This is a genomic window from Algoriphagus winogradskyi (assembly GCF_900182815.1).
In the GTDB taxonomy this organism is placed as follows: Bacteria; Bacteroidota; Bacteroidia; order Cytophagales; family Cyclobacteriaceae; genus Algoriphagus; species Algoriphagus winogradskyi.
In genome coordinates this window covers 426336-440661 of sequence record NZ_FXUA01000002.1, presented here as the reverse complement: position 1 = coordinate 440661, position 14326 = coordinate 426336, and the positions used below count along the sequence as shown (strand labels likewise).

Annotated in this window: 15 protein-coding genes; 4 read left to right on the top strand and 11 right to left on the bottom strand. The window is 39.5% G+C overall.

Annotated features, from left to right (window positions below):
• From recJ to tpiA, 4 genes are all read right to left on the bottom strand, one after another.
• Positions 1-1725 (bottom strand): single-stranded-DNA-specific exonuclease RecJ, encoded by a 1725-nt coding sequence (gene recJ / locus QOL76_RS06315; RefSeq protein WP_283412188.1) that lies wholly within the window; start codon positions 1723-1725, stop codon positions 1-3.
• 103 nt (positions 1726-1828) lie between these two features.
• Positions 1829-2017: a hypothetical protein gene (locus QOL76_RS06310; RefSeq protein WP_283412187.1), complete on the bottom strand. Its 189-nt coding sequence runs from the start codon at positions 2015-2017 to the stop codon at positions 1829-1831.
• A 71-nt stretch (positions 2018-2088) separates the two neighbouring features.
• A complete protein-coding gene (gene prmA, locus QOL76_RS06305; protein WP_283412186.1) occupies positions 2089-2916 on the bottom strand; it encodes a 50S ribosomal protein L11 methyltransferase in 828 nt (275 codons plus the stop codon).
• A 6-nt stretch (positions 2917-2922) separates the two neighbouring features.
• The gene (tpiA, locus tag QOL76_RS06300) at positions 2923-3684 is read right to left on the bottom strand and encodes a triose-phosphate isomerase (protein ID WP_283412185.1); all 762 of its coding nucleotides are present in this window, start codon (positions 3682-3684) and stop codon (positions 2923-2925) included.
• A gap of 72 nt (positions 3685-3756) precedes the next feature.
• Here tpiA and QOL76_RS06295 point away from each other — a divergent pair, with 72 nt between their 5' ends.
• On the top strand, positions 3757-4272 hold the full coding sequence (locus QOL76_RS06295) for a regulatory protein RecX (protein ID WP_283412184.1): 516 nt from the start codon (positions 3757-3759) through the stop codon (positions 4270-4272).
• 258 nt (positions 4273-4530) lie between these two features.
• Here the strand turns inward: QOL76_RS06295 and crtD are convergent, their stop codons facing one another.
• Positions 4531-5997: a 1-hydroxycarotenoid 3,4-desaturase CrtD gene (gene crtD / locus QOL76_RS06290; RefSeq protein WP_283412183.1), complete on the bottom strand. Its 1467-nt coding sequence runs from the start codon at positions 5995-5997 to the stop codon at positions 4531-4533.
• A 104-nt stretch (positions 5998-6101) separates the two neighbouring features.
• Here crtD and QOL76_RS06285 point away from each other — a divergent pair, with 104 nt between their 5' ends.
• A complete protein-coding gene (locus QOL76_RS06285; RefSeq protein WP_283412182.1) occupies positions 6102-6440 on the top strand; it encodes a hypothetical protein in 339 nt (112 codons plus the stop codon).
• Between the two features lie 407 nt (positions 6441-6847).
• Positions 6848-7942 (top strand): hypothetical protein, encoded by a 1095-nt coding sequence (locus QOL76_RS06280; RefSeq protein ID WP_283412181.1) that lies wholly within the window; start codon positions 6848-6850, stop codon positions 7940-7942.
• Between the two features lie 269 nt (positions 7943-8211).
• Here the strand turns inward: QOL76_RS06280 and QOL76_RS06275 are convergent, their stop codons facing one another.
• Positions 8212-9678: a glycine--tRNA ligase gene (locus QOL76_RS06275; RefSeq protein ID WP_283412180.1), complete on the bottom strand. Its 1467-nt coding sequence runs from the start codon at positions 9676-9678 to the stop codon at positions 8212-8214.
• A gap of 131 nt (positions 9679-9809) precedes the next feature.
• Between QOL76_RS06275 and QOL76_RS06270 the strand changes: the two genes are divergently transcribed.
• Positions 9810-10484, top strand: a complete 675-nt coding sequence (locus QOL76_RS06270) for a hypothetical protein (RefSeq protein WP_283412179.1) — start codon at positions 9810-9812, stop codon at positions 10482-10484.
• A gap of 72 nt (positions 10485-10556) precedes the next feature.
• Here QOL76_RS06270 and QOL76_RS06265 read toward each other — a convergent pair whose 3' ends face one another.
• The 5 genes from QOL76_RS06265 to QOL76_RS06245 are packed head-to-tail and all read right to left on the bottom strand — an operon-like array spanning position 10557 to position 14281.
• Positions 10557-10994, bottom strand: coding sequence for an outer membrane insertion C- signal (locus tag QOL76_RS06265; protein ID WP_283412178.1), 438 nt, complete (start codon positions 10992-10994; stop codon positions 10557-10559).
• A 55-nt stretch (positions 10995-11049) separates the two neighbouring features.
• Positions 11050-12096 (bottom strand): Gfo/Idh/MocA family oxidoreductase, encoded by a 1047-nt coding sequence (locus QOL76_RS06260; protein WP_283412177.1) that lies wholly within the window; start codon positions 12094-12096, stop codon positions 11050-11052.
• Between the two features lie 2 nt (positions 12097-12098).
• Positions 12099-12725: a response regulator transcription factor gene (locus QOL76_RS06255; protein ID WP_283412176.1), complete on the bottom strand. Its 627-nt coding sequence runs from the start codon at positions 12723-12725 to the stop codon at positions 12099-12101.
• A 55-nt stretch (positions 12726-12780) separates the two neighbouring features.
• Entirely contained in the window at positions 12781-13536 is a 756-nt protein-coding gene (locus QOL76_RS06250) for a sensor histidine kinase (RefSeq protein WP_283412175.1), read from the bottom strand.
• Positions 13523-14281 (bottom strand): histidine kinase, encoded by a 759-nt coding sequence (locus tag QOL76_RS06245; RefSeq protein ID WP_283412174.1) that lies wholly within the window; start codon positions 14279-14281, stop codon positions 13523-13525. The genes QOL76_RS06250 and QOL76_RS06245 overlap by 14 nt, the downstream gene beginning before the upstream one ends.
• Positions 14282-14326: the final 45 nt, after the last annotated feature.

Below are 14326 nucleotides of genomic sequence, written 5' to 3'. Positions count from 1 at the left end.
TCAATCAAATTTGATGTCTTTCACGTAGAGTTGCAAACTGCTCTTATCGCGAAATACATTTTCTCTCATTTCAGCAACTATATCAAATCGCATTTTTCCGCGAAGCATATTTACGGTGGTCAAGTCAGGATCTTTGGTCCGATCTGCCATTCCAAATCCCAGACAAACCGGTGTAGTCACCTGACCATCCTGTACTATTTTGAACCTCAGATGCTTATCCTTTAAGACTGTCACATCTTCCGCGTAAACATTTGAGATTCGGAAAATTGGCTCTGTATTTCCTGGACCAAATGGCGCCATTTGCTTCAAGATATTATAAAACTTGTAATTAATCTGATCTAAAAGCAATTCATCGTCAACTTCTATCACTGGCTTGCGATGAACTTCCTCGATTCTACTCTTCACCACCGCCTCAAATTTCTCCTGAAATGCTGGTACATTTTCCACCGGAAGTGTCAATCCTGCCGCATACATATGCCCTCCAAATTGGTCAAGCAAATCAGCACATTCTTCTATTGCTTCGTAAATATTAAAGTCCACAACCGATCTGGCGCTTCCTGTAGCTTTGCCATTTGACTCCGTCAAAATAATAGTAGGTCGATAATACTTTTCAATACAACGACTAGCTACGATTCCAATTACGCCTTTGTGCCAATCATCTTTGAAGAGTACGGTAGAATTCCATTCTACCAATTCCTCCCGGGAAGCAATCATTTCAAAAGCTTCCTTTGTGATATTTTCGTCAAAATTCCTTCGGGTTGCATTCACTTCATCCACGACTTTGGCTCGCTCCATCGCGCCTTCCAAGTCTGATGAAATTAGTAATTCTACTGATGCTTTTGCATGCTCGAGTCTTCCGGAAGCGTTAATTCTCGGACCGATTTTGAAAACCACATCAGAAATCCCAATGTCCTTTTCGAGATTGCTACTTAGCATTAATGCCTTCAATCCTGGACGTGGGGTATTATTCAATCGATCCAGGCCGTAATAGGCAAGAATTCTGTTTTCTCCTGTAATAGGAACGATATCGGCAGCGATACTCACCGCAACCAAATCCAAATAGGCGTCCAACTGGGAACTTTCCATCCCACGCTTCATGGCAATAGCTTGAATCAGTTTGAAACCAACGCCTGCACCACTCAATTCCTTATATGGGTAATCACAATCCTTACGCTTGGCATCCAAAACTGCCACTGCCGCGGGAAGCTCCTCGCCAGGCGTATGGTGATCACAAATGATAAAATCAACACCTAATTTAGTAGCCAAAGCCACCTTTTCAATTGCCTTGATCCCGCAATCGAGCGCGATAATCAACTTAATATCATTATCTGCTGCGAAACGAACGCCCTTCTCAGAAATACCGTAACCCTCTTTGTAACGATCTGGAATATAAAATACCACATCAGGGTAGAAGGTTTTCAAAAATCCATACATCAGCGCAACTGCAGTCGTGCCATCCACATCATAGTCACCATAGACCATAATCTTTTGCTCCTTAGCAATGGCTTCCTGAATTCTATCCACAGCCTCCCTCATATCCTTCATCAGAAAAGGATCGTGAAGCATCACCAAGGAAGGGCGGAAGTAACTCTTCGCCTGCTCAAAACTCTCCACCCCTCGGTTTATCAGCATATTGGCCAATGTCGGATTGACATTGATCTCCTTGCTCAGCTGATCTATTGCTGGTTGTGAGGTTTTGGGCTTTTGTTTCCAGAGGTACTCCATGAAGCTAATTTAGTAAACTAAGTTTCTTGTGATTTTATAATTAAAAGTACTGGTTCTATAATCGGCTATAGCAGCCTAAAAGTTTACTTGAAAGCAAAAAATACTAGCTTTTTGCTTTTTTATATTTTCCCCAAAAATATACCGGGAAAATAAGTGCTTTAAGCTTCCAGTCGTTTTTCTCAGTCAAAGTTAAGCTGGAATCCTCATGCACAGCACGATACATTTTTCCTGCAAAAAGACAATGTCCAATTAGCAAGACAAAAACGACGGCGTAAATAATCAGTTCGGTCATTAAGGTTATAAAGTTGTAAAGTGTTAATGTGGGAAAGTCTTAAGTCTTTCGTCTTAAGTCTAATGTCTCACTTAAGCTTTCTTCATAATCAATGCTGCCCAGTTGTCCTTGCTTTCCTGAGAAATCAACTCCAAGCCAAGTGGCGTTGCGCAAGCATCCAAATCATCAATATCCTCTGTGTAAAACCCACTGAGTAACAAAAACCCTTGTGGCTTCAACAAACCAGCATAAATGTTCATCTCGTCTAGCAACACATTCTTATTGATATTGGCCAAAACGATATCGAATTCACGCTGCGGATTTACTTCTCTGATCGTCCCCAACTCCATTCGGGTGGTTAATCCATTCAAGTCAAAATTCTCATTTCCATTATCCACACACCAATCATCGATATCAAAAGCTTCGATTTCACTAGCTCCGAGTAAATGCGCCATTACGGCAAGGATTCCAGTTCCTGAACCCACATCCAACACACGCTTTCCTTGGTGGTCTATCTGACCTTGATGACGAAGCATCTGGAAAGTAGTCGCATGATGACCTGTCCCAAAAGACATTTTGGGATTGATTACAATCTCGTGTTTGAACTCAGGCTTGCTTGGGTGAAAAGACGCTCTCACGTAAACCAGATCATCAACGGCAATGGGATCGTAATTTTTTTCCCATTCCTCATTCCAGTTGACCTTAGGCATCAGGCCTTCTTCCAAAGTGATTTCGGCATCAACTTTATATTGAGCTATCACTTCATCGAAAGCTGCACGATCAAAATCTGACTCTAGTGTATAAGCATCGATTCCCTCCTCAGTTTCGAGGAAGGAATCAAAGCCTATCATGGATAGTTCGGCGATAAGGATTTCCCGGAATTGCTCCAGGCACTTGATTTTAAACTCCAGGTAATCCATTTTTTCTTAGAATGATTTGATAATATCTACGAAGTCACGGGACTTCAACGATGCTCCACCGATCAATCCTCCATCTACATCAGGCTTTGCGAAAAGCTCCTGTGCATTCTTTGGATTACAGCTACCTCCATAAAGGATGGAAGTGTTTTCAGCGATGTCTTTTCCGTATTTAGAAGCGATGTGTCTTCTCAAGGCCGCATGCATGTCCTGAGCTTCCTCAGAGCTTGCTGTTTTGCCCGTACCAATTGCCCAGATCGGCTCATACGCAATAACGATCTTGGAGAAATCCTCAGGGCTCAAGTCAAAAAGACCTTCTGTCAATTGGAATTTCACATTTGGCTCATGGGTACCTGCAGTTCTGATTTCAAGAGATTCCCCACAGCAGAAGATTGGAGTTAAGCCATTCGCAAGAGCGAGTTTTACTTTGGCAGCAAGCATCTCATTGCTTTCTTTGAAATATTCACGGCGTTCGCTATGACCGATGATCACATATTGTGCTCCAAAAGAAGCTAGGATCTTTGCAGAAACTTCACCTGTGAATGCTCCAGCTTCTTTATCAGAACAGTTCTGAGCTCCGATAAAAACACCTTTTGCTTGTCCTATAAGTTTTTTGACTGGGAAAATATGTGGGAAAGGAGGGTTAAGCACAGCGATAGCTTCGCCGGAATGCTCGTCCTTCATCATGTTTAATATTTCGGAAGTAAGGGTCTGACCTTCTTCGAAAGTCATGTTCATTTTCCAGTTGCCGGCTACGATTTTCTTACGCATAATGAATTTTGAAAATTTAATAAGGTTTGATAAAAAAGGGATTCGCTATAATTTGGTTTAAAATTACGGAAAATGTCCAGTTGGGGAAAATATAAGCCAAATGAGTCAGGAAAAAACTCCTGGTCGCAGGAAGAAGCTTTTGAAAAGCTAACAACTTTCTGTGCCTATCAGGAGCGTTGTCCATGGGAGGTTCGGCGGAAACTTTATGAAAAAGGTATCAAAGATGAACCTGCGGAGAAAATAATTTCGGAATTGATAGCAGAAGAATTTGTGAATGAGGAGCGTTATGCGAGATCTTTTGCACGTGGCAAATTCAGGCTGAAAAAATGGGGCAGGAACAGAATTCGCATGGAGTTGAAAATGCGCGAAATCTCAGAAGACCTCATCCGAAAAGGCATGACTGAAATCGATCCTGAAGAGTATTACGACACACTTTTATCCCAGACAGAAAAAAAGTGGGAAACCACAAGTGAACCCGAGACTTACAAGAAGAAATTTAAAGTCACGCAGTATTTGATGAGCAAGGGGTTTGAGATGGATTTGGTGAAAGAGGCAATTGAGGGATTGATCAGTGATCAGTCGCAGTGATCAGTCGCAGTTTTGTTGTCCGCAGGTTTGGCGCAAGTCTATATACCTGCCTGCAGCAGGCAGGCTTGCGCCTATTTCATTGCAGTCTTCAGACTGCCGCTGATTATCTAAACTGATAGAAGTCTGAAGACTTCATTATTTTAGGTCCAAGTCATGAGGCTTGAACCATTGTGAGATTGCCACGTCGCCATACTTCCTCCTCGCAATGAAGTAAAAACTATTTCTCCCTGTTCTGCGACTGTGACTGTAAACTGCCTACTACTCTTCTATCATCTCACTCATAATTTTCGCCGAAAGCAAACAAAGAGGAATTCCACCGCCCGGATGCACAGATCCTCCGCAGAAGTATAAATTTTTTATCGAAGAAGAATAATTCGCATGGCGAAGGAAAGCCGCAAACTTGTTATTGGAGCTATTACCATAAAGTGCACCTTGAGCTGAGGATGTTTTCGATTCAATTGCCCTTGGATCAAGGATTTCCTCTACTTCGATCAGCGACTCCACATCAGTTCTCAGGATACGATTAAGTTTGTGCAGAATGTTTCTTTTGGCCTCTTCAATCATTTTATCCCAATCCTGACCTTGGTTATTAGGAACATTGATCATGGTAAACCAATTCATGCATCCCGCTGGAGCATCGTCAGATTTATGCGTAGAAGTGATATTCACATAGATCGTGGGATCGTCGTAGATCGTACCGCGTTTGAAAATATGCTCGAATTCCAAGGAGTAATTATCCGAAAAGAAAATATTGTGGAGATCCAACTCAGGAAAATCCCGCTTTATTCCCCAATAGAAAATAAGAGCAGAACTAGATTTTGGTTGCTTGAGTAAAAGCTTAGGTTGCTTCTCTTCTTTCAAAATGGTCTTATAGGCATTGACCATATCCATATTATTCACCACCAGATCCGCGAACTCATCCTTCCCTTTTACCCTAATACCTTTTGCCTCGCCATTTTCTACCCAGATCTTTTCCACTTTATGGCCAAAATGATATTTCACTCCAAGTTCTAATGAAAGCTTATAAAGACTTTGCGTGATATCATGCATGCCTTTTTTTGGGAAAAATGCCCCAATATTAAATTCCAAGTGAGGAATAATATTCAGCGTCGCCGGTGTCTCAAAAGGATTTGACCCGTTATAAGTAGCATATCGATTGAATAGCTGCACCAATTTCGGATGAGAAAATTGCTTTCTATTCGCCTCATTCATAGTAGAGAAAATCCCCAACTTTCCCATCTTCATATAGGATTTCAATGCTTGGGGATTAGTCCAGGTATCCAATTTATGAAGCGAGCGGTTCATAAATAGTGGAGCTAAACTGTCGTAAATAAAGGCTGATTGTCTGAGTGAATCACGAATGCTTGATGCTGGCTCTCCAAGCTTGGTTTGCACTTCCTCAGCAAATCGATCCAGATCAGCATAAGCTTTCAAGCTTGTTCCATCTTCCCAAAAGTATTGGCAGGTTAATTCGAGTTTTTTATATACGAAGTAATCCTCAGGTCTTTTATCAGCCAACCGAAAAAGCTCATCCACTTGCTCAGGAAGTGTAAAAAGTGAAGGCCCAGCATCGAATCTATAGCCCTCTATTTCAATTTCAGAAAGCTTTCCGCCAGGATACGAGTTAGCTTCAAACACTTCAACGTGGTAGCCTTTTATCGCTAATCTTATTGAAGCTGCAATACCAGCTATTCCCGAACCTATGATGAGTGCTTTCTTAGTCATGAAACTCTATTCAAACCCTAAACTAGGAATTTTTAAAAAAGTTAGGCCGATTGTAGCGGGCGAGCTGTCGGTTCCGTATGAATAATATACCTAACTGCTTTTTTATGAAAAACTTACTACTGCTTTCTCTTTTAGGATTAATTTTCTTTTCCTGTGAAAAAATAGACGAGCCGGAGATCTTAGGAACCTATACCTACATTCCTGAAGGATGTAATCCAGCCGATAATCCTGAATTAGGTTGTGCTAGCACGCTGACACTTTCTCCTGATGGAGTTGCAGACATCCTCCCAAGTGGAGACATCATATTTAGAACCACTTTTAAAATAAGAGGAGAAAAAATTATTGTTGCCAAAGCCGATGAGGTGATAGACCAATTCGTTTTTCGATATATAGATAACTCCACACTTAAAAATGAGCGGGATGGTGCTTTGTGGGTAAAGTAATGAAATAGTGAAATAATTTGCCAAATAGTATACTTAGCTCAATCTGACATAGAGTCTACAAAACCTCCCTAAACTAATTTGGGAGGTTTTTTCATTTGATTAAAGAGTCACTAAGACCCTTTTAATGCTAGTTTCTTCAGCGATTCTTCCCTACAAAATGAATACGATGATACCTTCCTATTTATTAAAGTGAAAAATTAGAAATATTAGTCCTGGGTTTACTATTTATGAAATCAGGCTAGCATATGAATGCTAACATAGAAATTTCCTTTTTTCCAGATTAGGATAGAATTATTTAGACAGAAAGCATAATAGGTTAGATAATTTTAAGAAAATATTATGAATAGCATTTTTTTACGTTTAAAAAACATTTACATTCGGTTGTACCTAAAATAACACTGTCCTATATGAAAATTTTTAACACAAAATTGTTGGCGTTAGTGACGTCAGCAATGCTCTTAGGAGCCTGTAGCCAAATGGCTACCTACGAAAATGAAGATCTTACTAATTCCTTGGAAAAAGCAGATCAGTCGGGATTCAAATTGAATCCTTATGGAACGAGTAGTGGATTTGAGAATGCATTCGTTGCATTTGGAAATGAAATAGATTGTGAAACTGCATTTTGTATTCCTGCAGAAAGAGAAGGCATAAATAATTGGGGTGAGGGCAAAAATCAAGTAAGAGTATCAGGGCAAAATGAAAAAACTGTCTTTTTACAGATGCAATTAACAGTTCTTCCAAATAACATGGCTTATTATGAAGTTAGTGGAATTTCTTCTAAAACAGCAGGAAAAGCACAATCTGCTGTGTTTTTTAGTGGATCTATTGGAGTTTATGGATTTGGCTCCACAACAGAGAAAGTTGGAAATTATCTCCAAGAGGCAAGCTCAGTAAATTTTTATTATAAATCTCCTGAATTTGATTATTCTGAAGTTGAATGTGGTGATTCTTTTGACTTCACTATTACAGAAACAAGTTTTGCTGAGGATAATCCAGTTATTTTCTCCGGTACTCGATATTTGTATGAGATTTGTAGCGAAGAGTGTGACGATGAGTCTTTCTCCTATTCTGCCCCAGTAATTGGAGAGTCAGATGTAGATGTAATTTTCTCTTATAACTATAGTGAAGAAGCTGAAGTATCTATTGACTTCACTTTTCCACAAATCATTAATGATATTCCAACTAATGGTTCATATACAGGTGCTGATGGAAAAATTTATAGAGTAACAGGAAATGGAACTGTATTCCATTGGACAGGTGATGTTAGCTGTTCTTCAGAGAACCCTACCACTTTTGCTTTTGAAGGATTGGTTCCTGATTGTGGTCCTTCTACTGCAAAAGATGGTAAGGCAAATATTTGGACTGGTGCTAAAGTAGTAGCCATAAATGGCGTAGAACTGGTTGATGATCCAGGAACTATAGATATTAATGAAGGTGAATATTCATTAAAAGGAGATCTAGATAATATTGTTTATTCTGGTTGCCCAATTACAAAACCATAATTTTTGTTTAAAAAAAACCTCTGAGAGTAATCTCAGAGGTTTTTTTATGCCTTTTAGTTTCTTACAACTTCTCAAATATCCTTCTAAAACTAGTTGCTTCAGCGATTCTGCCATGAAGCTTTTAGATTGGCACTCGTTATTGCTCTGTAGTATGTCCTGATGACTCAGTTAAAACAGGAGGCAAAGCATAAGTCTACGAAACCGAAAAAAGCACGTCTGACGAATCAAACGGGCTTTTGCATCAGTCATCGGACAATAAGCATCCTACATTAAAGCTTCTCAAAAACTCTTCTAAAGCTAGTCGCCTCAGCGATTCTTCCATGAAGCTCAGAGATTTGAACCCTCTCCTGCTCAGTGTTATCACGATGACGGATGGTCACGGTATTGTCTTCTAGGGTCTGATGATCTACTGCAATACAGAATGGCGTACCAATCAAATCCTGACGTGCATATCGCTTACCTATAGAAGCAGCATCCTCATAGATGATATTGAAATCGTATTTCAACAACTCCACAATCTCTTTCCCTTTTTCTGGAAGTCCATCTTTCTTCGTAATAGGAAGAATAGCTGCTTTTACAGGCGCAATAGCTGGATGAAGTTTTAAATAAGTTCTGCTTTTCTCTTCTGTATTTTCCTCTGTATAGGCATTGCAAAGCGTCAACAAGAATAAACGATCAGCACCGATTGAAGTCTCGATCACATAAGGGATGTAATTCTGATTCACCTCAGGATCAAAGTATTGCTGCTTCTTTCTGGAGAACTCCTGGTGTGATTTCAAATCAAAATCAGTTCTGGAGTGAATACCTTCCACTTCTTTGAATCCAAATGGGAAATCAAACTCGATATCCATCGCTGCATTAGCATAGTGAGCCAACTTCTCGTGATCATGCTTTCTCAACTTTTCGGCAGGAGTTCCAAGTGCCAAATGCCACTTCATACGCATATCAGCCCATTTTTGGTACCATTCCAACTCAGTGCCAGGACGGACGAAGAATTGCATCTCCATCTGCTCAAACTCACGCATACGGAAGATAAACTGGCGGGCTACGATTTCATTTCTGAAAGCTTTTCCGATCTGAGCAATTCCAAAAGGAACCTTCATTCTGGCAGTTTTCTGCACATTCAGGAAGTTCACGAAGATACCCTGAGCAGTTTCTGGTCTCAGGTAAATTGTAGTGGAATCTTCAGCCACAGAACCTACTTGAGTTGAGAACATCAGGTTGAACTGACGAACATCTGTCCAGTTGGAAGTACCGCTGATGGGGCATTTGATGCCTTCATTGGTGATTAGATCTCTTACGCCATCTAAATCCTCAGCCTCAAGTAATCTTGCCAATGCGCCTGTCAGTGCATTTGCTTTTTCTATATCGCCAGCTCTTTCGAAAACTGCAGCATGCTCTTCCACCAAAACATCCGCACGGTAGCGCTTCTTGGAGTCTTTGTTGTCAATCATAGGATCGTTGAATGAATCTACGTGACCGGAAGCTTTCCAAGTGGTAGGGTGCATAAAAATCGCTGCATCGATCCCTACGATATTATCCTGAACTCTTGTCATGGTTTCCCACCACAGGCGTTTCAGGTTGTTTTTCAACTCTACACCATAAGCTCCATAATCATAAACAGCCTGAAGGCCGTCGTAGATTTCAGAACTAGGGTAAACAAATCCATACTCTTTGGCATGGGAAATAATATCTTTCAATTGCGCGTTTTCCGCAGGAGTTTCTGTTTTTGCCATAGGCGCAAAAATAGGGAAAATGAATGAATTCACGTAGAAAAATGAAAGTCTTGAGGGTTTGGAAGAATATGCTATAACTAAAAAACTATAGATATCGTGTAACTCTGAAACCTAAACTAAATCCTTTACCAATGAAAAGATTCTTACTTGGCTTACTCGTATTTCAACTCTTCACTTTTGCAGCTAATGCCCAGATCCAAAAAGGAAGTATTATGCTGGGAGGAAGCATGAATTATAGTAGCGGCAATACAGAAGATTATTATTATCAAACTCAAAATACAAATAATAGGAGGTATAAGGAATTTAGAATTGAACCTAAAATAGGTTACTCAATTGCTGAAAACTGGATAGTTGGGGTATCATTTTTGGCAAATACTTATAAGTCAAAAATCGAGATCAATAACTCAAACCCTCTAAGGAGTAGTGAAACTATTAATTATATTTTTGGAGGTTCTGTTTTTGCAAAGAAGTATTTCTCTCTATCGGATAAATTTTCTGCTTTCGGTGGAATTGATTTTGGTCCAAATTGGTCTAAGAATGAGAATTCTCAGACTGATGGTAATTCAGATCCTACATCTATTACTAATACACAATTTCGTTTTACTGGTAGTCTATCTACTGGTTTAGCATTTTTCCCAAAAAACTGGCTAGCAATTGAGCTATCAACAAATTTCTTTGCATATACTCATATTAGTGCTCTTGAAACAGAGGATTATTCCACCTCAGGACCGACAAATTCTTGGAGATTTAATCTTGATGCAACCACTCTAAACCTTGGCGTCTCTTTTTTCCTAAACAACAAATAAGCCTTCTCTAAAACTGAAAAAGGTCAACTCAGCGATGAGTTGACCTTTTTGGTTGGTTGGTGGTTATGTGTGTTATCTAAAGGTATATTTTACTCCTACTCCTCCTCTTAGATAAGTATCGTTATGGTTTGCTATAACCGGAGCTGCTTCTATCAAAAAGCCTAGGTTTTTGGTATTAAACGGTTTGATCAATACGCCTACAGGGATAGCAACATAGATATCATTGTGATCGTCATGATGCTTGTGGTGATGGTCTCCCAGCAATCCAAGGCCTGCCCCTACATAGGCATTGACTTCGCTTTTTCGAACGAAGTTATAGCCGCCCATCAATTCCAGTCCGATATCATGGCCGATTCCAAGTCTAGCTTCTCCGAAGAATTCTTTATCTGGATCGGTACCAACTGTAATAAATGTATCTGAAGTCTGAAAATTAAGACCTACTGAAACTTGGGCTTGTGAAATCGAGATAAATGAAAAAACTGTGAATACTAATAAGAATACTTTTTTCATGGTGTATTAGATTATTTCTATTCCCCTACCCCATAAAAGAGCCAAACTTAATTCCTTACCAATTCCCTTCTTCCTTTGTAATCGTACGTTTATCTTTTGAGCTTAAAAAAGAGGCCTCAATTATCTTCAAAACGCTGATAGCTTGAGGTATTTTGATAAATAAATCAGAACCTTTCAGAATAGCATCAGCTACATTTTGGTAAAGAATTCTATAATCTCCCGGAATTGTTTCGTAAAGTTTAATTTCCTCACTGAGGAATAATTTCCCCCACTTCTCCTCAGTTTCCACACCCCAGTCAGGCCCTTCCGGTTTTTTACCTAGCTTAAATTCTGCCTCTTGCACGTCCAAACCGAACTTTTGATAGGAACCATTTTTCCCTAAAAGTAAAAACTTAGGAGTCGGCGCATTCACCAAAGCTCCAGCAGTTACTCTCGCTTTGAGCGAACCATAATCCATCGTAATATCAAAGTAATCGTCAGCAACCGCACCTTTTCTTTGCTTTCTTATATCAGCCTGAATCCAGTTGGGCAAACCAAAAAGCAATATAACTTGATCGATCAAATGGGCTCCAAGATCATAGGTGATGCCATTTCCAGGAACTTCTTTCTCTCTCCAATTTTCCGAAACATCAGGGCGAAAACGATCAAAATGTGATTCCAAATAGACTAAATCCCCAAGATCTCCTTCTCGAACTAACTTCTGCAAGGTCATGAAATCTCCATCGTAGCGACGGTTATGAAAGACTGAGCAAATCAACCCTTTTTCGTCTGCCTTCTTATTTAAAGCCTCGGCTTCGTGGGAATAGATTGTCACGGGTTTATCCACCACCACATGCTTTCCAGCATCCAAACATTGCATGGCCATTGGAAAATGAAATTCATTCGGAGTAGTAATCACAATTAAATCCGCGACGTCAGCATCAAGCAATTCCTCAAGACTTCTATACGTAGTCACACCTGAATACAATTCCTCACATCGATTGGTGCGTCGCTCAACTGATGCTACGAGATCAAGGTCTGGGCACACATCAATAAGTGGTGCATGCATTTTTTCAGCTACAGAGCCGAAGCCAACGATAGCTGTCCTTATAGAATTACTCATAATTAAATATTCATTTCATGTGCCTTATTCACCAGCTCGATTCTCGAGCTAACCTGCAGCTTCAAGTGGATGTTTTTGCGATGGGTCTCTATAGTTTGCTTGCTCAAATTGAGCATTTGAGCAATTTCTTTATTTTGAATACCATCTTTGATCAGATGAATTATTTCTGTTTCGCGACGCGAAAGTTTATAGCGGGAGCGGAATGCATCAAAATATGCACCTTGTAGAGCCTGTTTTTTTACTCGGTCAAAATTCAATACATGGCGACCTTCATAAACTTCACGAATAGTAAAAATTAACTCATCCGGATCAGCATCTTTTAGTATAAAGGCATCAGCCCTCTGATCGATGCATTTTTTGTAAATCTTCTCCTCATCGTACATCGAAAGGACAATCACCTTTAGATGGGGTAAGTTTTCTTTGCAATATTCCAAAACTCCAAAGCCATCCATGATTGGCATATTCAGATCGGTAAGAACCACATCTACCTCATTTTCTTGCAAATAATTGCATAGCTCTTTGCCATTGGGGAATATATCGGTAACTAAAAGATCATCCTCTTCTTCGAGAATTCCTTCAATTCCTTTTGCAAATAATTTGTGGTCATCAGCCAGGGCAATCCTGATCATTGGTAGGGGAGATTAGTACTTCAGGGTAATTCAACTTCAAATTATATCCTAAAATCTAATTTGGCAAGGTTAAAGTGATTTCTGTTCCTTTCCCAATAACAGAATTCAGTTCAAATTGACCCCCAATAGTCTCCATTCTTTTCCTGAGATTGAACATTCCACTGCCCTGCGAGTCTTGGGAAGTATCAAAGCCTTTTCCATCGTCTTTGATTAAGATATGCTTACTACTCCCATTTTCATAGATGCTAACGTGAATTTTATCAGGAGAAGCATGTTTGATCGCATTATTGAGAGATTCTTGGATTACTCGAATTAACACAAGTTTGTGGTCTTTGGGTAAATCCAATAGTTCCAAATCAGCCTCTAGAGACGCTTCACAGAAGCCTGTATTTTGAATCCTCTCCAATTGCTGGGCAATGAATTCATTGATACTAAGCGTTTCTACCCAATCAAGATTCAGTTGTTTGGATAATCCACGCACTTCTTGAATAGCCTGACTAAGGATTTCTTTCCCTTCTTCCCGTTTGTTTTCTTTGAGAGAACCAAAGTTCAGCTTAGCAAGAGAAAGTAATTGACCTATGTTGTCATGCAGCTCTCTACCTATATATGTTAAAGTTTCCTGTTGGATTTCATTTTCAATATTTAATAAGGTTTTTTCATGCTCAGATTTGATTTGATCCATTTTTTGACGGTTTTGTACCTGCCGCTGTCTGTGGATAAAAACCATGGAAATAACGAAAGTGGACATGATCCCACCCAGAAATAAGGTGGCAAAAATGATAACGTAAATCTGGTCTTCAGTTGGATTCATAAGATGGTTCTTTTTCAAATTGTATTGGCAAAAAAGGAGAGGCAATAGTCAATGTCAAAACTCCCAGATTCATTAAGGTCATAAAATTCCCAATATTCTGGAGGAATTTACCTAACACAGGGTTGACAAAATATAGGTATAACAAAGTAACGGAGGAGATATATGACAAAGAAAATGTGAACATAATAAATGTCATCAGCCAAAAGGAGATCAGTTTCAATGGATTGCTTTCCAAATATTGCTCTTGGGTGATAATTCCAATGAAATAAAGGCCGCATCCAATTAAAATCATATTTGCACCTAAAGCAAATATGATGGGTTGATGTAGATACATCAATTCCATGCCTGTAAGCTTAAGAAATAAGACAACGGCTAAGAAGGCATACATCATCCAGGTAATATATCTCTTTTGGGAAGGAGCCAACCACATTCTGATCAGTCCTAAAAAAAGCAATGCACCAATCTGCCTTTCTGTAACATTATAAAGCCATAGATTAAACCGTGGATATTCAATGTTTCCTAAAAAGGCATTAACTGATTTTTTAAACTCAAAGTTATAGTTTGTATAAGCGCCTAGGTTCTCATAAGAAACTGTAAACGCCAAAATAATAAATGGAAACCAAAACTTAATGTTGGTTTTCTGACTCTTGGGTAGCTTGATAAAAAAAATCAATCCCACCATCACTAATAGGTTTGAGGAGATGGTGAACCAGTGGTTAAATGCCTCCAACAATCTACTATCCATAAGTCAATGCTGGAATAAATGGTCTTAAATTTTTGCCAAATACCA

What these genes read in the sequence shown, in the direction of transcription:
- recJ (WP_283412188.1), bottom strand. Translation starts at nt 1,725, where the DNA reads ATGGAGTACCTCTGGAAACAAAAGCCCAAAACCTCACAACCAGCAATA.
- QOL76_RS06310 (WP_283412187.1), bottom strand. Translation starts at nt 2,017, where the DNA reads ATGACCGAACTGATTATTTACGCCGTCGTTTTTGTCTTGCTAATTGGA.
- prmA (WP_283412186.1), bottom strand. Translation starts at nt 2,916, where the DNA reads ATGGATTACCTGGAGTTTAAAATCAAGTGCCTGGAGCAATTCCGGGAA.
- tpiA (WP_283412185.1), bottom strand. Translation starts at nt 3,684, where the DNA reads ATGCGTAAGAAAATCGTAGCCGGCAACTGGAAAATGAACATGACTTTC.
- QOL76_RS06295 (WP_283412184.1), top strand. Translation starts at nt 3,757, where the DNA reads ATGTCCAGTTGGGGAAAATATAAGCCAAATGAGTCAGGAAAAAACTCC.
- crtD (WP_283412183.1), bottom strand. Translation starts at nt 5,997, where the DNA reads ATGACTAAGAAAGCACTCATCATAGGTTCGGGAATAGCTGGTATTGCA.
- QOL76_RS06285 (WP_283412182.1), top strand. Translation starts at nt 6,102, where the DNA reads ATGAAAAACTTACTACTGCTTTCTCTTTTAGGATTAATTTTCTTTTCC.
- QOL76_RS06280 (WP_283412181.1), top strand. Translation starts at nt 6,848, where the DNA reads ATGAAAATTTTTAACACAAAATTGTTGGCGTTAGTGACGTCAGCAATG.
- QOL76_RS06275 (WP_283412180.1), bottom strand. Translation starts at nt 9,678, where the DNA reads ATGGCAAAAACAGAAACTCCTGCGGAAAACGCGCAATTGAAAGATATT.
- QOL76_RS06270 (WP_283412179.1), top strand. Translation starts at nt 9,810, where the DNA reads ATGAAAAGATTCTTACTTGGCTTACTCGTATTTCAACTCTTCACTTTT.
- QOL76_RS06265 (WP_283412178.1), bottom strand. Translation starts at nt 10,994, where the DNA reads ATGAAAAAAGTATTCTTATTAGTATTCACAGTTTTTTCATTTATCTCG.
- QOL76_RS06260 (WP_283412177.1), bottom strand. Translation starts at nt 12,096, where the DNA reads ATGAGTAATTCTATAAGGACAGCTATCGTTGGCTTCGGCTCTGTAGCT.
- QOL76_RS06255 (WP_283412176.1), bottom strand. Translation starts at nt 12,725, where the DNA reads ATGATCAGGATTGCCCTGGCTGATGACCACAAATTATTTGCAAAAGGA.
- QOL76_RS06250 (WP_283412175.1), bottom strand. Translation starts at nt 13,536, where the DNA reads ATGAATCCAACTGAAGACCAGATTTACGTTATCATTTTTGCCACCTTA.
- QOL76_RS06245 (WP_283412174.1), bottom strand. Translation starts at nt 14,281, where the DNA reads ATGGATAGTAGATTGTTGGAGGCATTTAACCACTGGTTCACCATCTCC.